This is a genomic window from Rummeliibacillus sp. GQ308, from assembly GCF_059759115.1.
The window spans coordinates 143,170-163,401 of sequence record NZ_JCAXDQ010000002.1 but is presented as its reverse complement, the minus strand read 5'-3'; the positions used below and the strand labels follow the sequence as shown (position 1 = coordinate 163,401).

The window sequence follows — 20,232 nt, the reverse complement described above, 5'->3', positions numbered from 1 at the left end:
CTCCTCGCTGCGCTGCGGGGTCTCACCTGTCTCGCTATCCCGCAGGAGTTTACGTTGTTTCCACTTCAATTCATTTCCAAATGATAAATGCTAATTCGCGGCTTTCAATCACAAAAATAGCATGGCTCATCACGAAGAATTGCCATGCTATGTTTTCGTTTTATTTAATTGCTGTTATTGTTCAACCTCTATCGTAACTTCTAATGCCAATTCTACGTTTCCCTGGATAGCTTTGCTGATCATGCAGGTTTTTTCTGCTTTTTCTGCTAGTTTTACGATATGGCGCTCTTCTTTTTCTGTGTAGGAGCTTGGGATGATGATTTTGGGTTTGTGGGTGATTTTTTTATAGGTGAATACGCCGTTTGTGACGTCCACCACTCCATCTGATTCCATGTTGAGCGAGATGGTTTTGAGTTTTGCTCGTTCAATCATGGCTGCTAGTGAGATAATATAACATGTAGCAGCAGCACCTAGCAGCATTTCGTCTGGATTGGTGCCAATTCCAGGTCCGTCCATCTCAGGTGGGATTGAAATTTGGGTTTTCAGTTGTCCCGCTTCAATCTCGCCTACCTCGTTTCGTCCTCCTGGCCAGTTTGCCTTTAATTTAAATAGATGTTCTGCCATTAGATGTTCCCCTCTCTAATCCGTAATTGAAAAGTACTTTTCTGTTGTTGGGTTAAAGGCAAAGCGTTTCAATTTGCCGTCTTTCTTCAATGCAATAATGTATACTTCTTCGCCTGCGTAATTCAACATGGTTTGTCCCAGCTCTCGGTCTTTCACTACGCGTCCACCTTCTGTACGCAGAATGATTTGCTCAGCATCTTCCACTTTGAAGTGCGGGAGATGATTTTTATAGATAAACGGAGCGATCACTAATAATACATAGGCAATCCCGATCAATATATACTTTTTACGGAAGTTGCTCACTTCCACTAATAAAAAGTAACTCACCGCAAAGAATATACCGCCTGCCACCACATAGGCAATCATATTATCTAAACCGTTGATAAACAGATAGTCTCTGCCAATAAAATAAAAACTTAAAATCTCTATAATTGCTATCACTAAAATACCTTGTAATAATCGTTTTCTTTTTTCCACATTTCCACCTCTTACAACTAGTTAACTTTATTATGCCATAAGGAGTTCCTTGGGGCTATTCAGACAGAAGTTTAGCTATTTCTATAAGACGCTGTGACCTCCCCATTGTTCCAACTTAATGACTTACCCTACGTGGATATGGGCATACTGAAAAAAAAGAGGAGGGATCACCTTGCGAGAAAACAAAAGGAATTATTATCACCTTTTTTTAGCTATTATTGTTCTTGGCTTTATGGTTTGGTCCTTAATTAATCCAAAATCCTATGGCGGCTGGGCTGCGGATGCTGGTCCTTTTGCGATTATTGTAATCGTTGCTCTTTTTACATATAAAAAATTTACCTTTACTTCTCTTTCCTATACCTTTCTGGCTATTCTTGCCATCCTAGAATTCATCGGCGGACATTACACCTTTCAGGACGAGCCGTTCTTTCATTGGCTAAAAGAGAAGTATGATTTAAAGCGCAACTACTATGATCGCTTAGGCCACTTGATGATGGGATTATCAGCCATCATCTTTCGTGAAGTCTTAATTCGTATTGCTCATATCCGAAAAGGGTTTTGGCTCACTTTTTACTGCTTTAGCATTCTGATGATGATTTCTGCACTATATGAAATCGTGGAAATGCTTACCTATAAGATGGTTCAAGGAAAATCATTTGCCAAAGGCTTCCTTGGCTTACAGGGTGACAAGTGGGATTCGGAATGGGATATGACCATGGCACTTATCGGCACTATTTTAGCACTCCTTATTTTCACCAAATGGCATAATAAATTTCTCCAAAACAAAAAGGGATCAATGTGAGATCCCTTTTTGTTTTTCTTATGGTTGTAAGATAACTTTAATACATTCATCTTCATGATCATTGAAAATCTTGTATGCTTTATCTGCTTCATCCAATGCAATCTTATGCGTGATGATTTCAGTCGGGTCAAACTCACCTTTTGTAATCATATCAAACAGCATTGGCATCATATGAATAACAGGTGCTTGGCCCATTTTCATAATGATGTTTCGTTCAAATAGATTGCCGAGTGGGAATTGATTGTACTTCGCGCCGTACACGCCAGTTACTTGCAGTGTACCAAATTTACGGATGGCTTCCTTCGCAATCTTCAATGCGCTCGTCGTACCACCTTGGATTTTCAGCTTTTGTCCAACTGCTTCAAGAGCGTTTTTCTTTCCATCCATGCCGACACAGTCGATGACTACATCCGCTCCGCCTTTTGTAATTTCACGAATATATAATCCAGCTTCGTCTTGTTCATCAAAATTGACAATTTCTACATTGTTCATTTTTTTCGCGTGCTGCAGGCGGTACGGTACATGATCGACTGCGATTACTCGCTTAGCACCTTTCATCCATGCAAACTTTTGCGTCATTAAGCCAACAGGTCCGCAGCCTAATACGACGACAGTGTCACCTTTTTTTACACCACCTGATTCAACACTCCACCAAGCTGTTGGAATGACATCAGATAAAAATAGCAATGCTTCATCAGGAAGTTCGCATGATTCAGGAATGACGAACGGCATGAAGTTCCCGTATGGTACATGTAAATATTCCGCTTGTCCGCCTGGATAGTTACCATACCGCTCTGTATAACCGAAGTAAGCACCCGCGTCTACTTCTGGATTTTCGTTGGCATGGTCGCATTGGCTCTCCATTTCATTTTTACAATAGTAGCACTCCCCGCATGATACGTTGAAGGGCAAGATTATCCGGTCGCCTTTTTTCACGCGTGTCACGTCAGGCCCCACTTCTTCCACGATCCCCATTGGCTCATGTCCAATCACCATATCTTTTTGAGCTGGCATTGACCCTTTGTAGATATGTAGGTCAGAGCCGCAAATTGCCGTGGAAGTAATGCGAACAATAATATCATCTTTTTTGTGGATAGTTGGATCCTGAACTTCTTTTACTTTCACATCTTCTATTCCTTGAAACGTTACAGCCTTCAAAAAATCATCTCCTCACAATTTGTATAAAGTGAAACCTCACCCTCTATGGAGTGTTAGTTGAACCAATCGGGCTTACGGGAAGTTTATCTCTTCGATTCACTGTCCGTTAATGTAGCATAAAGAATACATTATCCCTATTATTCCTTCTATAGCCTCTTTTATGCAGAGATAAACATTTGATTTTTATATAAGCGAAGCAACTATCAATAAAAAAGCCTTCCGCTAGAGCGGAAAGGCTTATGACTTTTCACTATTCTTTTCTTTTAAAAGTTTGATCAATTCATTGTTTTGTTTCTTAATATCCTTCAAATGCCTTTCAATAATACTGCTTGAAAAGAAAACGAGGACGATGAGTGCTATCCCGACAATCCAGTCCATGATCTTCTCCTTCTGACTTAAGATTTAGTAGACGAGCCTGCCTCTCGAACGAATTCCTCAAACAACACCATCATGGTTTTATCTTTCCGCACCATGGATTCGGGATGCCACTGAATGCCCATCACAAATGGATTCCCCTCTAGTTCTACCGCTTCAATCATGCCATCTCGAGCAGTCGCTGTAGTAATCAATCCATCGGCTAGCTGATTGATCGCCTGATGGTGCAGGCTGTTGACCATTACAGTTTCCCTGTTTAACAGCTGATGCAGCTTACTGTCTTCATTGATCTGAACCACATGGCTCGTTTTATCACGTTGGATTGTTTGAGAATGCTGCATGGCACTTTTTCTTTGAGAAGGAATGTCTTGAATGACAGTCCCACCCAATGCTACATTGAGCAGCTGAATTCCACGGCAAATCGCAAATACAGGCTTCTTCTTTTCTAACACTTTTTTAATCAAATAAAGCTCCGACTCATCGCGTTCTGTATAAAAGAAGCCCAGTTTAGGATGAGGATCTTCATTATAAAATCGTGGATCCACGTCTTCCCCGCCGCTAAAAATAAAGCCATCGCACATGTCCACATAACGATCCAGTACATCAGAAGGCGCAACAGGCAAAACGATCGGCACGCCTCCCGCTTCAAAAATGGCCTTTTGATAATCGTGATGTACATAAGTACCTTCCATATACATCCCCTGTTTTATGTATGAGCTAGTGATACCGATAATTGGTTTTGTCATGGTGAACCTCCTCGAAAGCTGACGGAATTTTTTTCAGTGTATTGCTGAAAATATTAGTACTATATATTCTCTAAGAAAATGGAGAATTCCTTTTTTATCATGCGCAGCTCTTATAATTTTTTGCAGATTAGTTGAACTTAGCTGGAAAATGGAGAGGTATCTTTAAAAACTGCAACGAATAATCTTTACTAGAGGAGGGATTATATGGCGTTCTTCAAAGAAGAAGTTTATGCTACATATTCTCTAGAAGATTTAGCGAAGGTAAGAGGTGCCTTAGCAACAGGAGGCATCAAATATACGTATAAGATAAAAGACTTGTCCTCTGGCTGGTTTGGCCTTGGATCGAGTCGAGGAAGCTTTGGAAATTTCGGGATTAACTCGAAATATCAAACGCAGTACGCCATCTTGGTCAATAAAAAAAATGTGGAAGAAGCCAAATATGTCATTCACAAAGCATTATATACATAGAGTTTACCCCCACTAAAAATATGCATGAATTTACAGCACTCAAATTGATTTCCTGTTTAAGCCTAAGACTAAGTTTTAGAATATGGCTTTATGGGCAATCAATAGGAGTGCTTCTTTTTTTATAGAATCAGAAACATTTACTTGTCATATCTGTATTGTTTCTTTGTATGCATCAAATAATACGAAAGTAGAATCTGATTCCTGTAAATATGTCCCGCACGTTAAAAGAATTTAAACACCAGATACATAACGGTGTCTATTCTAGGAAAAGATAATAATTCGTTTGGGAAAGGAGGTTACTATCAAATGGATATCTTTTTAGCCATACTTCCCGCTATTTTCTGGGGAAGCATCGTTTTGTTCAATGTTAAGTTAGGTGGAGGCCCATACACGCAAACCCTAGGGACTACACTAGGCGCACTGATTTTTTCAGCTGTGATTTATCTAGTAGTCCGGCCCGAATTAACGCCGCTAATTTTTATTGTAGGCGTTGTTTCCGGTTTATTTTGGGCACTGGGACAAAGTAATCAGCTAAAATCGATTGACTATATCGGCGTTTCCAAAACAATGCCCATTTCGACTGGTATGCAGTTGGTATCCACAGCTTTGTTTGGCGTCATCGTTTTCCATGAATGGTCAACGGCAAAAACGATTATCTTAGGTGTTTTAGCCCTTATCTTCATTGTGATTGGTATCGTGTTAACGTCACTAGAATCAGGAAAAAATGAAGAACAATCAGGACAATTTAAAAAAGGTGTTTTGACACTGATTGTTTCAACCATCGGATATCTGGTTTATGTAGTAGTCGCTCGCTTGTTTGATGTCAGCGGATGGTCGGCCTTATTCCCACAAGCCATCGGTATGGTTATTGGTGGATTAATCCTGACGTACAAGCATAAACCCTTTAATAAATATGCCATTCGCAATATTATCCCCGGTCTCATCTGGGCGGCAGGAAACATGTTTTTATTCATCTCCCAACCAAAAGTTGGTGTCGCCACAAGTTTCTCATTGTCCCAAATGGGAATAGTTATATCAACGCTTGGCGGTATTTTCTTACTAGGAGAAAAAAAGACAAGAACCCAGCTGATTGCAATTTATATCGGGATTGTACTCATTGTTTTAGGTGGAGTCTTCCTTGGATTGGCGAAAAGTTAAGGATGGAATAAGAATCAAATTAACACGAGGAGGAATTATTTTGTATACTGATTTAAAAGGTAAAGTAGTTGTCATCACAGGTGGATCAACAGGTTTAGGACGAGCAATGGCCGTTCGTTTTGGTCAAGAGCAATCAAAAGTCGTAATCAACTATTACAAAAGTAAAGATGATGCATTAGAGGTCAAAAAAGAAATAGAAGCAGCCGGTGGACAAGCCATTACTGTTCAAGGAGACGTAACAAAAGAAGAAGACGTCGTAAATCTTGTGCAAACGGCTATTAAAGAATTTGGTACCTTAGACGTTATGATTAATAACGCAGGTGTTGAAAATCCATCACCTTCGCATGAGTTATCCTTAGATAACTGGAACAAAGTATTAGATACAAATTTAACAGGCGCTTTCTTAGGAAGTCGTGAAGCCATCAAGTATTTTGTTGAAAATGATATTAAAGGGAACGTTATTAACATGTCTAGTGTGCATGAAATGATTCCTTGGCCATTATTTGTTCACTATGCAGCAAGTAAAGGCGGTATTAAATTAATGTCTGAAACATTAGCTCTTGAATACGCGCCAAAAGGAATCCGCGTTAATAATATCGGGCCAGGTGCCATGAATACACCAATCAACGCAGAAAAATTTGCTGATCCTGTACAACGTGCTGACGTTGAAAGCATGATTCCAATGGGTTACATCGGTAAGCCAGAGGAAGTAGCATCTGTAGCCGCATTTTTAGCATCTTCAGAGGCAAGCTATGTAACAGGGATTACCCTATTTGTGGATGGCGGTATGACAAAATATCCTTCTTTCCAAGCTGGACGAGGGTAAACTATATGTATGTAGGACATGGTAAAATACCATGTCCTTTTTCTTTTACTATCTCACATTCTTTGGCTGATCAACAAAGAGAGACACTATATATCCGCAGTCATGACAATATTCCGCTGATACAGGTGATGAGGCTCCACTTCTTTGTTCGGGAAACATGCGGACCATTTGAACACCTGCACCAAGAAATCCCTTTTTTATATTGATTCCCGTACACTTGGGACATAGTTGTTTTTCTATTTTGCTAACCTCCTCAGAATACATTCATAGGCTAAAAACAATGATGAAGGGAATTAAGACAAAATAACATAGTAGAAAGTGTTAGTTAGGTTCGAAACCAAATTGCGAATCTAAGTATAAAAGGACTTTTTCAGTGACCTCAGCGAAGCGAACGAGAGGGGCTTACCTCTCGCCCCCAGAAACGCTCAGCTGCCTCATTTCATTTCCGAATTAAATCAGGACAAAATCAATGTCTAGTAAGTTTTTCAATTTATTTAATTTTTTTGCTTATTATAGAACTCCAATCACCATAATAATTATCACCTACTAATCTTTTATATGCCCTCACTCGAACATAATAAGTTTTTCCTTTTTTCACAGGCTGAATGTATTTAGTCAGAACAAAACTGATATCACTACTAGTATAGCTTTTGGCAAATTTGCTGTTAGTAGAATATTGTACTTCATAACCCGTAGCATTAGGAGTCTTTTTCCAGATTAGTTTCATGCTATTTGAACTTCTCATTTTAAGACTTGTTATTTCGGCACGCTTCAGTGTTGTCGTCGTTAGTAACGTTTCGCTATACGGTCCAAAGTTATTCTTCTTATCTCTTGTTTTAAAAGCTCGGACTTTAAACTTGTATGTCGTGCCGACGCTCAGTTTTGTAAATATCTGAGTAGTTGAATTAGTGCTTACACTTTTTAGCAACTTCCCTTTGCTGTCATATTGATATACTTTATAGCCGGTTACATCTTTTTGTTTTTTCCAAGTTAGTTTTAAAGAGTCTTTGCTTCTGCTTGCAACTTTTACCCCATTAACCTTTCCTGGATACGTGATAGCTGCCACTGTTTTGCTGTCATAGCTATAATAGTTGAGTGTATTTCCTTTATTAAAAGCTCGTATTTTAAATTGATATTTTGTACTAGCATTTAAGTTGTTAACAATATAGTTATCTCTTTCACTCGATAAGATGGTCGTTAAAAGTTTATAGTTTTTTTCCTTTTCATCGTACTGGAATATTTCATAACCAGTGATGCCACTTTGTTTTGACCATATAAACTTCAATGAATTCGAACCAAGTTCTTTAATTTGCAAATCTTTAACAGTAACAGGCAACTCCCCATTTGGCGTTTGTGAGGATTTAAAAGCTAGTGACTCTATATCCTTCAGGCTATCAGGAAGAACGGCAGAACTGATTGGATTGTCTCCAAAAGCATAGTCGCCAATGGATTCCACGCCTTCCGGGATGACAATATGTGTTAACTGATTCTTATAAAAAACGGTTCGCTCAATTTTTTTGAGATTCGCTGAAAGGTCAACACTTGTTATTTGATTGTCACTGAAAGCTCCATGACCAACATCTGTTACACTATCTGGAATTTTAACACTTGTTAGCTGATTTCCACTAAAAGAAGAATCGTCTATTTTTACGACACTAGAAGGGATATCAATCTTAGTCAACAGATTGCCACTAAATGCTGAAGAACCAATTGTCACAACACTAGTAGGAATCGTTACATTTGCCAATCTATTATCGTTAAAAGCATTTGTACCTATTTTTGTTACACTATTTGGAATCAAGACATGTGTCAATTGGCTACCGTCGAACGCATATCTTCCAATTGTTTTAATACCATTTGGAATTTCTAAGCTTTTCAAAGGATTATTAATGAATGGAGACGTGCCAAAATTACTTAAATTTCTTGATAGCTTCACATTTGTTAATTGATTATTAGCAAACGTCTGCTTTCCCAGATTTTCTACGCTATCAGGTAAGACGATATTTTGTATTTGATTATCTATAAATGCATAATCTCCTATGCTAATTACACTATCGGCAATGGAAACCTGAGTTATTTGATTGTTTTCAAACGCCTCTTTTTCTATTGACTCTATATTAGCCGGGATGAACACTCTTGATAATCTGTTGGAGCTAAACATGCCAATATTAATGGTCTTCAAACTTTTAGGAATTGTAACATTGGTTAATTTGTTTTGTCTAAATGCATACCACCCGATATTTGTTACACTATCTGGAAGAGATATACTTTCCAAGTGATTTTCTTCGAATGCTGAAACGCCTATCGTCTTAACGCCATTTGGAATATCAACATGTGTAAGCAAATTATGGCTAAATGCATCTGTCCCTATAAAATCAACACTGTTTGGAATTTTTATACTTATTAACTTGGTATTCCGAAATGCACTGTCGCCTATCTCAGTAATGCCATCTGGAATCGTGATATGTGATAATGGATTATTTTCAAATGTCGCTGCGCTTATTACTTTTACATTTTTCGGAAATACAACATCGTTTATTTGATTGTCTTTAAATGCAGCGCTTTCTACAATCTTCAGGCTGTCTGGCATTTCTACATAGATTAATTGATTACTTTGAAACGCACCACTGCCGATTTCTTCAATATTTTTTGGTAACGAAATGCTAGTTAATTTGTTATTGGCAAATGCATCATGCCTTATTCTAGTGAGGCTGTCAGGAAATGTGGCATCAGTAATCTCGTTACCAGCAAAAGCTAGCTCTCCAATCTCTTTCACGCCTTCTGGAATAGATATACTAGATAATTTATTATCTTGAAATGCATAATCGCCAATAGAAGTGGTATTTTTCGGAATAATTACACTCGTTAATTGATTCCTTTCAAAAACACCTCTTGCAGCGATTGCATTGCCATCAGATAATTGGATGCTTGTTAATTGATTAGCCCTAAATGCAAAATCTTCAATTTTTTTTACGCTTTCTGGAATGGCAATCGTTGTTAACTTATTGCTACTAAATGCGGAATTTCCTATAGAGGATATACCATCTGGAAGGGTAAGAGCAGTTAATTTGTTATATGAAAAAGCAGATCCCCCAATTGTCGTTACATTTTTAGGGAGGTGAATGTTTGTCAGCTCGTTTTCGTAAAATGCTTCGCTTCCTATGCTTCTTACACTGTTAGGGATTGAAACATCGGTTAAATTTTTCTTTCTAAATGCACGATCACCAATTTGCGTGACAGGCATTCCATTTATAGCTTCAGGGATGACGATATTTGTGGCATTTCCTGTATAACCCGCAATTTCAATTTCATCATTTGATACAGTGTATTTATAATCACCGTCTTGAATTGGTTCTACAGCATGAGCTGTCTTGGTCGCTAAGGGAATAAAAATAAAAGCAAATGTAAAAAGGATTAATAATTTTAATTTGAATTTCATAAACTCTCTCTCCATTTTGGTATATTTTTTTCAAATCTGATTCTATTATATCGAAAAGTAGATATATTTCTATTATTTTTTATAAATTTTTGGATTAACTACAAAATAAGTTCTTTAATCCATTTATTTACTAATTAAGAGTATAAAAAACATCTTTATCCACTTTAGAGTACGACCAAACAAAACAGCAAAGTATACAGATAGACTCAGTACCCCTACTGTATCCGTGACGAATACACAGTTACTCATACTTGGCAAACCAATGAAATCGCATGCATTCAAGAGAACTGAAAGGTAACGATGATTTCAGGGTACACATTTTTGACTTCATTATTGGAAGAACAATTTAAGAGTTTTAGGGTATTATATAGTACAAAATGAAAATTCATATATTGCCATGAAATTTAGCGTTGAGTATTTCTATGGCCCTAATGCAATAAAACTGATGTTCTTTATTTATATCAACAAAAAGGAGTTACTGACATCTTCCAGGAACTCCTTTTGTTTCACCTCTATTATTACACTAGTTTTTAAATATCCAAATCAATTATTCCGTAAGTTGCATGAATTCATTGATATCCTCAATACATAAATGAATCGCCTTTTCCCAGAAGTCTGGTTTTGTTAGGTCGACATTCAAATGCTTTTTCGCCAAATCTTCCACCGTCATACGACCGGTGTCTTGTAATAGAGCGATATATTCATTTTCAAAATCATTGCCCTGTTCCAAGGCATGTGCATAGATGCCAAGGCTGAACAAATAACCGAATGTATACGGGAAGTTATAAAATGGTGTTCCTGTCTTATGGAAATGTAACTTGGAAGCCCAGAACATTGGATCATATTCATCAAGCGCATCACAATATGCTTCTTTCTGTGCGTTGGCCATTAATTCATTGAGCCTTTCTACCGGGACCATACCATTTTTACGTTCCTCATAAAAGTTTGTTTCAAATAAGAAACGAGCATGGATATTCATAAAGAATGTGATGCCTCGACGTATTTTATCTTCTAACAATGCTACTTTTTCTTCTTTAGTTGTTGCTTGTCGAACTGCTGCATCTGCCAGAATCATTTCGGCAAAAGTCGAGGCAGTTTCTGCCACATTCATAGCGTACCGTTGATTTTGGATTGGCAAATCATTCATCACATGTTGATGGAAACCATGTCCGAGTTCATGGGCCAGTGTCGCGATATTAGATTCTGTTCCTGAATATGTCATAAAGATTCGAGTCTGTTTTTTATTTGGAAAGCTTGTACAAAATCCTCCTGGGCGTTTCCCGGCTCGGTCTTCTGCTTCAATCCAGCGATTTTCAAATGCCATCTTCGCAAAATCGGCCATTTGTGTGCTAAACTTCTGGAACTGCTCGATAATCCGATTAGCTCCTTGGTTGTAAGATACTTTTGTTTCACTTTTTCCGAGAGAGGCGCCAATATCATACATACTCAGTTTTTCCACACCGAGTAACTTTGCTTTTCTATTTAAAAACGCTACAAATGGTTCTTTGTTCTGCTCGATCGCTGTCCACATGGCATCAAGCGTTTCTTTTTGCATGCGATTATTTTCTAGTGGTTCTCTTAATACATCATCCCATCCACGATGTTTATATACTTGTAATCGGAATCCAGCCAGATGGTTTAAGGATTGCCCAAACAATGGAGCATTTCTCTGCCACTCCTGTTGGATTAAATCAAATGTCTTCTTCCGTACATGGCGGTCAGAATTGGACATCATATTGGATGCTTGTCCCATTGAATACTGTTTACTTTCACCCTTCTCCTCCACAGTGACAAACATACTGCCAACAATCGTATCGTACATCTGGTTCCATGCATGATAGCCATCAACAGCCAAATCATTGATTAATACTTCTTGATCTATCGGCAACATTTCTTTTGCCTTACGTCTTGCTTCGCTAAGTGAAAAAGCAATCTCTTTTAATTCTTGAGACTGCATCATATCCGTCCAAGCCTCTTCTTTAATATCTTTTAGCTTTTGATTCAGTTTAGAGCTTACTGTCCCCATTTTCGCAGCTAAATCCCCGGACTTGGCTACTAATACTGCTGCATCTGAATCATTTACATCTTGTGCACTGATGCAGCCAATATAGGCAAAGACATCACGCAATTGTTTCTGTAATGGTCCCAACTGATTGATGATTTCTACCAAATCATTTGCTGAAGCTTTTTCAGGATTAAACCGTTCGATACTTTCATCTACCTGCGACATTTCTTTCGTTAATTTTGATATGGTCTCTTTTAAACTCTGAGATTGACTTCCCCCAGTAAAAATCTGATCCAAATCCCAAGTTTGTATGTATTCTTTTGTTTGCACCATTTCATTCTCCTCCTTTGAATGTATATTCTAATTATACAGAAATTTCTGGTAAAATACTAAAAGTCAGCTCATTTCGATATGCCAGCGTATGCTTTCAGCCGAATTCGGGATATTTACCACCGCTCAGCACACATTTACAACCGTTCTCACAAGTTTTACAACTCTTCCCCCTCCATTTACAATCGCAAAATAAAGTTGTGCCCCCGCTACGTTAGCTTCATAATTTGCAGCAAAACTTGTTAGGGAAACTGCATCCTGGAAACCCTTCCATTCTCCAGCACACCTTGAAAACACATGCGAAATTTGTTGTAATAAGGAGAAATGACCGCTTGGAGGGGTTACAATGGAAAATGAAATTAAAGCACCAGAAATGCGGTTAATAAAAGAAGCCGTGCCCGCCCTGCGCTGGGGATCGGCGGTTTCACATGCGATTTCGTTTGGTGTAGTTGCCTTTTTGTATGGTATAGCAACCTATTTCTCGTGGTGGAATTGGGTGAGTTGGGTACTGTTTGTATTAGCAGAATTGATTCTGTTGTCTGCGATTTGGGCTGTGGGGCTACGTCCTGTTTTCTTAGTGCGCCATTTCCGCTATGGCATCGACGAGGACTTTTTACAGCTAAAAGCAGGAGCATTTTACGAGAGCCATGAATTGGTGCCGATGGCAAAGATTCAAGCTGTTTCAATGAATCAGGGACCCATTTTACGTAAATTTGGTCTGTATTCACTGGCTATTGAGACGATGGGATCGAGCCATGAAATTCCGGCTCTGCCAAAGGATACAGCAGTTGAAGTTCGAAACCACATTGCACGGATGGCAAAAATCAGGGAAGTGGATGATTAATGGATATGAAACACTACCACCCACTGACAGTACTTTTTGATATCATTGGTTTTTTTAAGAACTTTGGAATTCTTGCTGTGATTCTCTTTTTAAATAAAGGCTCAGATTCTACCTTTTTCCATATTATGGGCTGGGTTTTGCTTGTCTCTTTTGTCTACACAGTAATCACAAGCATATGGAAGCTGTTTACGAATCGATATGGCACAGATGAACGGGCGTTTCATCTGAAATCGGGCATATTTGAAAAGACAGAACGCACGATCAATTATGAAAAAATCCAGAACGTACAACGATATACATCCTTTTTGCATAAACTATTGCGTATGACTTCCATCACTTTTGAAACAGGTACATCAGGTGTGAATGCGAATGTTCCCTTTCCCGTGCTGACCCGGTCAGAAGCAGATCGATTAGAAAGTTTGATGAAAAGGAATAGCCATCCGGATTCCCAAATTATGAATGATGAACCACAGCCCGATGGTGGCCGTTGGAACGAAACGGAGCGAGTAATTCATTTTACGCCGACACACCAAGATCTTGTCAAAGCATCATTTACCTCACTCAGTTTCCTATTCTTCATCGCCATTGCTTCTTCATTATTAGCAAAAATCGGTGCACTTTTTCATCTTGAAGACACGGCAGAAGGTTGGTTCGAGTCAATTCTATCATCTGGATGGATGATTGCAGGATTCCTAGCGATCGTAATTATGCTATCTATCAGTGTGGGCATTCTTATCACGTTCGTGAAGTATGGAAAGTATGAAATTGCTTCTGATGACAAACGGATTTATATTTCAAAAGGGGTATTGGATGAAACAGCTTTTTCGATTGCGAAAGACCGTGTGCAAGCTGTGGAAATTACACAATCGTTTATGAAACGGTTGCTCGGACTAGCAGAAGTGAAGTTGATTAGCATAGGAGACCTCGGGGATGATGACAACGAAGTCAGCACACTCTATCCATTTTTGCCTATGCAACGAACATATTCGATCATTTCCGAATTGCTGCCAGACTATGAAGTGTGCCAACAAATGAAGAAGCTGCCGCGCAAATCATTGGCCGCCCGACTCCTAAAACCGTATTGGTTCTGGCTGATTGCGACTATCCTTCTTGTGCATTTCAAACCTGCATTGTTGGACTTTACATATGGTTGGGCAATCGCATCTGCCGTTTTGCTAGCCTTCATAGTAGCCAGGCGGTTGATTGTTTATCATAACACACGTTATGCGCTTACGGGCAGTCAAATTCAACTAAGCCAAGGAATGTTCGAAAAAACAACGTTCATCACGCGGCGCGACAAAATTGCTGAAGTGTCGGTGAAACGCTCAAAATTGCAACAATGGATGGGTCTTGCCACAATCGGCTTTATCAACCGAGCAAAACCCGTGCGATACGAATCCCTATCAGACATACCAATCCAAGATGCAGAACGATTTTACCAATGGTATGCGAAAAGAGTTACAGAAGTTCTCTTAAAATAAACGTTCAATCACATGAGATATCGCGGGGACACCTGGGATTATAGCTATTGAAAAGCTATGATTGTTTTCCAACTATGCAAAAAAAGGATAGCCACTTAAGCGGCTATCCTTCTTTATTATTTCGCTTTTCCATAAGGAATCGCTGCTTCCTCAGAGGTAAAGTAACCATTTCTTTGATACTTAATATTGAGTGTGCCGCCATTATCGTCTAGGCTTGTTGTAATTTTAAAAGAGCCATCTTTGCGGATTTGCTCTCTTCTCACCTCTGCCCTGCCATACCCAGCGTAAACGACATCTCCGCGTGTCACATTCTTTACAAGAATATAATCGCTTTGATTTTTTCTGTTAAAGAATACAACGTCTTTACTTGTTAGTTTTGGCGTGACCTGGGTTTCTTTTGGATCGACTTTGTAGTGAATTCGGTTACTAGTATGTCCCAGTTTATTTGAAAATTCGACATACAGGTCTTTAGATTTGATCGCTAGCGGAAATCGAGTGGACCCCAAATAATATTTATCTTTTGGATTTTGAGTAAACGTTTGGAATGGCTCGGTACCCTCTTTTGAATCATATAATTTTAACGTAATAGGGAAGTATTGGTCTTCCGGAATTTGGAATCCAAGAAAATTTGTCTTATCCAGGTAATACAACATGTCCTTTGTTAAAGTTAGATTTTCCTTTGTTGAAGAGTAGTTATCTGTTACTTTATAGCGGCGGATTCTTTGATTATAATATTTATTCGTTTTATGGATATCCACATCTAGTGCTGATATATATTGTCCTTTAATCTCTGGGAGAATCACCAGCTTTAAATAATGCTTTTTTGTTGGAGGCAATGTAAACTGATAACGTTTTTTCCCCGTTGCTTTCACTTCTCCTAATTTGACTAGGTTATTAGCGGCAGCCCTCCAAAGATTAGTAGTTACACGTGGTGGCTCAAATGAATAAATGGTGTACTTTGAGAATTTGTCTTCATTCCCCATGCCATCCCATTTGAGTTTTCCTGCATAGATACCTGCTTCTTTATTGATATCTTTGAAGGAACGGTTCTTCGGATAATTCTCCATTATTTTGGCTATATTAGAAAGTGGTACAACGATTGGATCTTTCGAAATCCTGTTTCCTTCAATCGCAAAGATTTTTAATGATTTGGCTTTTGCCGGAAGTTTTGGCATTCGAATCACTTTGTTTTTGAATGTAACTGACATGACGCCTAGTTTTTCAATCGTTTTTCCGTTTTTATCGGCATAAGATATGAACACTTTAAAGGAGCGATCATGTGAAATCATCGAAATCGTTTTTCGCGGATTAATTCTGACATTGAACCCCTCAGGAAATTTTACGGAAGCGCTGCGTGTTAACTTCTCATTGTTGATATTGTCAATAACCGGGTATTTATAAGGGTCATAACTAGTTTCGTAGTATTTCCCTGAGTTATCACGAGCGTAATAAGTCCTAAAATATAATGTTTCATTTTTTGGGAGCTTTGTATTTTTAGGAATGCTATAGACAAAACGGTAATCATTGTGGCGGTAGCCAGTATACGTTTTGAATGGTTTTGTTGACCCATTATTTAAGAAGAGCTTAAATTGCATGGGATCGTTTCCTGGATTATCTTCCTCATCATACCAGTCCGACTTGCTCCAATTAAAAATAAAGTTTCCTGATATTTCACCCATATCGCCGTCTGTATCGGCAATTAATCCTTGGGTAGGGAATGTTGTTGCGGAAGCTGGTAGCTGTGCTTCAATGAAAAGAATTGCTAGGAGACTGGTTAAACCTAATACATATTTAATATACTTCACCTTTTTACACCCTCTCTCATTTATTACCATTCATTATAAAGAAAAATCCTTTCTATGTAATTGAAAAATACCAAAATAGTGCTAAATATATACTAGATTATGGTTTTTTTCGACAACTTTAGCGTTTTATATTTAGCAAAAAAACACGATATAAAGGCATTATGACGCTAACACGGGAGCCTATTGCCGAAGTTCAAGTGGCACTGCCAACTAAGTCCCTCTAGCGCAAGGCTCTTTAACCATGAAAGATCTATCAAATGGGCCGTTATGTCAAGCAGACTCTCGACTTGAAGCTTTATGCGAAGTGGGAAAATCTAGAAGACAGCAAATCCACGACCTATTCATTGATGGGTAACGTGTGGACAAAAAGAAATTATATGACGTTGCATTTGTTACTGTCCAAGGTGTGCAGGATTCTTATGGGGACACAGGAGGGATTTAGATATTCATGGTGCAGAGGCACTACTCTGTTACGTAGAGAAACACAAAACGGTTGAAACACCACTTCAAGGAACGATTACGTTGATTTAAGGATGTTAGAAGGATAACAGTGGAAGAAGTAATAAGCTCTTCTCAACACTCCTTTTTAAACACATAAATTGCAATAATTGTTTAAACAAACGTAAATATTGTTTTATTAATGTTTGTCTGGGTGCCTGGCATTAAGCTAAAAAAAGAGATGGCAATCGCCATCTCCTTGAATCATTCAATTGTACAATCGTTTTTGATTGTCTACTTACCACTGATTATTTGTACAATCACCTTTTAGGCAGCATCACACTTTTCGTAGCACTCCAATCACTATAGTAATTTTTGCCAGCAAACTTTTGAACTGCTTCCATTCGAATATAATATTTTTTTCCCTTTTGTAAAGCTGCGAGTTTGATTTCAGTCATTTGATTAGATGCCTTTTTAATTTTGCTATTTTTAAATTGGCTGTTCGTTGCATATTGAATTTGGTAATAAGACGCAGTCGATACTTTTTTCCACTTAATCATTGCGTTTGTTTTGCTAGTTGCTTGAATACTCTTAATCGATACAATGGCTGGTGATGTGATAAAAGATAATGGTTTGCTATAATCGCCAATCACCGTTTTGCCATTTTCTTTTTTAAACGCCCGCACTCTTACTTGATAATTTTCTCCTGCTTTTAAGCCTTGTATGAATGTATCATTGGGCCCCTTCACTGTTTTCAAAAGCTTGCCTTTTTTATCGTATATATAAATCTTATAGTCCCGTACACCATTTTGCTCAGTCCAATGGAAAGCCATTTCGTTGCTTGCACGATAAGATTCTTCCACCTTTGTCACAGGGAGCGGTCTTACGGATACAATACGGCTCGCTTCCACCCGATTGCCGTCACTGTCTGTGATTTCATATACTAATTCATATACACCGACTTCTTTCGGGCTATAGAATCCCCAAGATGAGATTTGCAAGTAATTTGTAATATCACCGTCTTCTGCATCTGTTGCAGTAATTCCTTCTCTCACTTTAAATGGTTCCCCAAGCAAAAATGTAGCATCTTTTACGCCGTTAATAACTGGCAACGTATTTTCTGAAACACTTATATTCCGTTCTTCAAATGTTTCATGTCCCTCGCTGTTTGTCACTTTATAAAAAACCTTATAGTCGCCTACTGTTGATGTATCCACTTCATTCTCAATCGTTATTTTTGAAGTAATATCCCCGTCAATTTCATCAATGGCTGTCACGCCTTTTAGTGGGTCAAAGGTTTTTCCAATTACAACCCTTTCATAATGAATACCTTTAATTTGTGCATTGTGCAACCATTTGGCATATAAAGTGAGTCCGGTTGTTTTTTCGTCCCATTTGTTTGTTAATGTTGCGTCTGTATACATGCCATTAAAACTTCGGACAAAGCCTTGCTCATTTTTCAACTCAGTACGTACTTCACTGCCAAATATATTGTAACCTAATTTTATGTCAGTGCTCGGCAACACGACCTTTTTAAGTGGATTGTCATAAAAAACAGCTCCCTCAAGATTTGTGACACTACTTGGAAGTGTCACTTCGGTTAACTGATTATTTCTAAATGCACCATAATCTATTTTCATTAAGGAAGATGGGAAATGGATTGTTGTGAGCTTATTGTAAGAAAACGATTCATAACCTATAGTTTCAACATTTTTGGGCAAGGAAATCGTTGTTAGTTGATTACTAGCAAATGCATTCGCTTCAATCGTTTTTACGTTCTCAGGAATGGTTACATTTTTTAATTCATTGTTTTCAAATAAACTACGTGGGATTTTTGTCATGTTTTCCGGCATTTTCACAGAAGTTAATTGATTATACGAAAATACAGAATCACCTAGCACTTCAACTGTCTCTGGGATTGTAATGCTCTTTAGCTGATTTGAATTAAACGCATGTGAGCCAAGCGTCTTAACCGTTTTCGGAATCGTCAATTTCTTGATTTGATTGCTCTCAAATGCGAATGTGCTTATTTTTTCAATTGTAGAAGGGATGCTTAACTCTGTTAAATTATTATCTTGAAAAACCCCGGAATTCAATACTGACAACGTTTGAGGAATAGATATATTATTAATTTGATTTTTGTTAAATGCCCCTGCGCCAAGCGTCGTCAATTTTTTCGGCAAATCTACCTTTATTATTTGGTTCATTCTAAAAGCCCTCGCCTCAATCGTATCAACGCTTTCTGGAATAGCCAGTTCTATTATTTGATTGGATTGGAAGGCTTCTTTTCCTATATAATTCAGCTTTTTCGGCAATTTTATTGTTTTTAAGTTATTGCTCCTAAATGCTTTTTGTCCAATCTTTTCAAGTGAATTCGGCAATGTGACATCTTCTAATTTGGGATTGTAGAAAAATGTGCTGTCCGCTATTTCTTTTATGCCTTCTGGAATTTCAATGCTTGTAAGCTTATTGTATTCGAAAGCTTTTGGACCAATTGATTTCACGGTTTTCGGCAATGTGATGTGGGTCAATGCATTATGTGCGAACGCCTCTCCAGAAATAGTCTCTATTGTTCCTAGGAAATTCACTGTTGTTAACTTATTTTCGGTAAACGCACCGTTTCCGATCGTTGATACACTTTTTGGAATAGAAATCGCAGTTAATGCATTATATGCAAAAGCAGTTGAGCCTATTTTCTCAAGGTTTTTCGGCAGGTTTACAGTCGTGAGTGCGTTGCCCCTAAAAGCCCAATAATCAATCTCTTTTATACTTTGTGGAAATATCACTTCGGTTAAATGAGCATAGCTGAATGCCTGTCCCCCAATTTTGGTTACAGGAAGGCCATCAATTTGTGCTGGAATAGATACCGCCGTCTCTGTCCCGATATACTTTGTGATGGTTACTTCATTATTCTCTACCATATATTCATATTTATCGTTTGCCAATTCTTCCGCTGAAACATGCAAGAAATGGGCTGGAATCATACATAGTATGGTTAAAATAAAGAGTTTAAAATAATTTCGCATAAAATCTTCCTCTCTTAGTTTGCTTTTGACAGCATGCAAACTAGCATATCATAAAATTAGTATAATACATAGATATTTTCTCCCACTATACCTTTAAAAATATTATTTTTACGCTTCACTGAATATCTTTTCGTTATTATTTGTAAGGATTAATTCTATTAAGTAAATACTTGTATAATAAAAAAACAAGGAGTGGTTCCCTTGTTTAGGAGTTGGTTTTGTCAGGGCAT

Annotated in this window: 15 protein-coding genes; 6 read left to right on the top strand and 9 right to left on the bottom strand. The window is 38.1% G+C overall.

Features of this window, described 5'->3' with window-relative positions; genetic code table 11:
• Positions 1-174 precede the first annotated feature (174 nt).
• A complete protein-coding gene (locus AC6CHJ_RS11975) occupies positions 175-624 on the bottom strand; it encodes an OsmC family protein (protein ID WP_392995942.1) in 450 nt (149 codons plus the stop codon).
• A 15-nt stretch (positions 625-639) separates the two neighbouring features.
• The gene (locus AC6CHJ_RS11970) at positions 640-1,101 is read right to left on the bottom strand and encodes a hypothetical protein (protein WP_251647436.1); all 462 of its coding nucleotides are present in this window, start codon (positions 1,099-1,101) and stop codon (positions 640-642) included.
• Positions 1,102-1,273: 172 nt separating this feature from the next.
• On the opposite strand from AC6CHJ_RS11970, the gene AC6CHJ_RS11965 reads away from it, so the two are divergent.
• Positions 1,274-1,903, top strand: a complete 630-nt coding sequence (locus AC6CHJ_RS11965; protein ID WP_392995944.1) for a DUF2238 domain-containing protein — start codon at positions 1,274-1,276, stop codon at positions 1,901-1,903.
• Between the two features lie 18 nt (positions 1,904-1,921).
• Here AC6CHJ_RS11965 and AC6CHJ_RS11960 read toward each other — a convergent pair whose 3' ends face one another.
• The 3 genes from AC6CHJ_RS11960 to AC6CHJ_RS11950 form a co-directional block, all read right to left on the bottom strand.
• A complete protein-coding gene (locus tag AC6CHJ_RS11960; protein WP_150285072.1) occupies positions 1,922-3,061 on the bottom strand; it encodes a zinc-dependent alcohol dehydrogenase in 1,140 nt (379 codons plus the stop codon).
• A 237-nt stretch (positions 3,062-3,298) separates the two neighbouring features.
• On the bottom strand, positions 3,299-3,439 hold the full coding sequence (locus AC6CHJ_RS11955) for a hypothetical protein (RefSeq protein WP_249774666.1): 141 nt from the start codon (positions 3,437-3,439) through the stop codon (positions 3,299-3,301).
• A gap of 17 nt (positions 3,440-3,456) precedes the next feature.
• Entirely contained in the window at positions 3,457-4,182 is a 726-nt protein-coding gene (locus tag AC6CHJ_RS11950; protein ID WP_446739047.1) for a gamma-glutamyl-gamma-aminobutyrate hydrolase family protein, read from the bottom strand.
• Positions 4,183-4,386: 204 nt separating this feature from the next.
• On the opposite strand from AC6CHJ_RS11950, the gene AC6CHJ_RS11945 reads away from it, so the two are divergent.
• The 3 genes from AC6CHJ_RS11945 to gdh all read left to right on the top strand — a co-directional run bounded on the left by AC6CHJ_RS11945 (position 4,387) and on the right by gdh (position 6,634).
• On the top strand, positions 4,387-4,650 hold the full coding sequence (locus AC6CHJ_RS11945; protein ID WP_066789349.1) for a hypothetical protein: 264 nt from the start codon (positions 4,387-4,389) through the stop codon (positions 4,648-4,650).
• Positions 4,651-4,956: 306 nt separating this feature from the next.
• A complete protein-coding gene (locus tag AC6CHJ_RS11940; protein WP_147196346.1) occupies positions 4,957-5,808 on the top strand; it encodes a GRP family sugar transporter in 852 nt (283 codons plus the stop codon).
• 40 nt (positions 5,809-5,848) lie between these two features.
• A complete protein-coding gene (gene gdh, locus AC6CHJ_RS11935) occupies positions 5,849-6,634 on the top strand; it encodes a glucose 1-dehydrogenase (protein WP_498288712.1) in 786 nt (261 codons plus the stop codon).
• A gap of 490 nt (positions 6,635-7,124) precedes the next feature.
• Here the strand turns inward: gdh and AC6CHJ_RS11930 are convergent, their stop codons facing one another.
• Together AC6CHJ_RS11930 and AC6CHJ_RS11925 are read right to left on the bottom strand one after the other, a co-directional pair.
• Complete coding sequence (locus AC6CHJ_RS11930) at positions 7,125-10,073, bottom strand: leucine-rich repeat protein (RefSeq protein ID WP_498288711.1); 2,949 nt, start codon at positions 10,071-10,073, stop codon at positions 7,125-7,127.
• Between the two features lie 547 nt (positions 10,074-10,620).
• On the bottom strand, positions 10,621-12,411 hold the full coding sequence (locus AC6CHJ_RS11925) for a M3 family oligoendopeptidase (RefSeq protein ID WP_498288710.1): 1,791 nt from the start codon (positions 12,409-12,411) through the stop codon (positions 10,621-10,623).
• Between the two features lie 343 nt (positions 12,412-12,754).
• Between AC6CHJ_RS11925 and AC6CHJ_RS11920 the strand changes: the two genes are divergently transcribed.
• Both AC6CHJ_RS11920 and AC6CHJ_RS11915 read left to right on the top strand, forming a co-directional pair.
• Positions 12,755-13,252 carry a PH domain-containing protein gene (locus AC6CHJ_RS11920; RefSeq protein ID WP_498288708.1) on the top strand — a complete coding sequence of 166 codons (498 nt, stop codon included), beginning with the start codon at positions 12,755-12,757 and terminating at the stop codon, positions 13,250-13,252.
• Positions 13,252-14,733, top strand: a complete 1,482-nt coding sequence (locus AC6CHJ_RS11915; RefSeq protein WP_498288706.1) for a PH domain-containing protein — start codon at positions 13,252-13,254, stop codon at positions 14,731-14,733. Before AC6CHJ_RS11920 ends, AC6CHJ_RS11915 begins: the two co-directional genes overlap by 1 nt.
• Before the next feature lie 116 nt (positions 14,734-14,849).
• Here AC6CHJ_RS11915 and AC6CHJ_RS11910 read toward each other — a convergent pair whose 3' ends face one another.
• Positions 14,850-16,538 (bottom strand): hypothetical protein, encoded by a 1,689-nt coding sequence (locus tag AC6CHJ_RS11910; protein WP_498288704.1) that lies wholly within the window; start codon positions 16,536-16,538, stop codon positions 14,850-14,852.
• Between the two features lie 758 nt (positions 16,539-17,296).
• Positions 17,297-20,002, bottom strand: a complete 2,706-nt coding sequence (locus AC6CHJ_RS11905) for a leucine-rich repeat protein (RefSeq protein WP_498288702.1) — start codon at positions 20,000-20,002, stop codon at positions 17,297-17,299.
• Positions 20,003-20,232 lie beyond the last annotated feature (230 nt).

Coding starts and splice junctions, on each gene's coding strand:
- AC6CHJ_RS11905 (WP_498288702.1), bottom strand. CDS start 20,002: ATGCGAAATTATTTTAAACTCTTTATTTTAACCATACTATGTATGATT.
- AC6CHJ_RS11920 (WP_498288708.1), top strand. CDS start 12,755: ATGGAAAATGAAATTAAAGCACCAGAAATGCGGTTAATAAAAGAAGCC.
- AC6CHJ_RS11915 (WP_498288706.1), top strand. CDS start 13,252: ATGGATATGAAACACTACCACCCACTGACAGTACTTTTTGATATCATT.
- AC6CHJ_RS11930 (WP_498288711.1), bottom strand. CDS start 10,073: ATGAAATTCAAATTAAAATTATTAATCCTTTTTACATTTGCTTTTATT.
- AC6CHJ_RS11950 (WP_446739047.1), bottom strand. CDS start 4,182: ATGACAAAACCAATTATCGGTATCACTAGCTCATACATAAAACAGGGG.
- AC6CHJ_RS11945 (WP_066789349.1), top strand. CDS start 4,387: ATGGCGTTCTTCAAAGAAGAAGTTTATGCTACATATTCTCTAGAAGAT.
- AC6CHJ_RS11975 (WP_392995942.1), bottom strand. CDS start 624: ATGGCAGAACATCTATTTAAATTAAAGGCAAACTGGCCAGGAGGACGA.
- AC6CHJ_RS11925 (WP_498288710.1), bottom strand. CDS start 12,411: ATGGTGCAAACAAAAGAATACATACAAACTTGGGATTTGGATCAGATT.
- AC6CHJ_RS11955 (WP_249774666.1), bottom strand. CDS start 3,439: ATGGACTGGATTGTCGGGATAGCACTCATCGTCCTCGTTTTCTTTTCA.
- AC6CHJ_RS11940 (WP_147196346.1), top strand. CDS start 4,957: ATGGATATCTTTTTAGCCATACTTCCCGCTATTTTCTGGGGAAGCATC.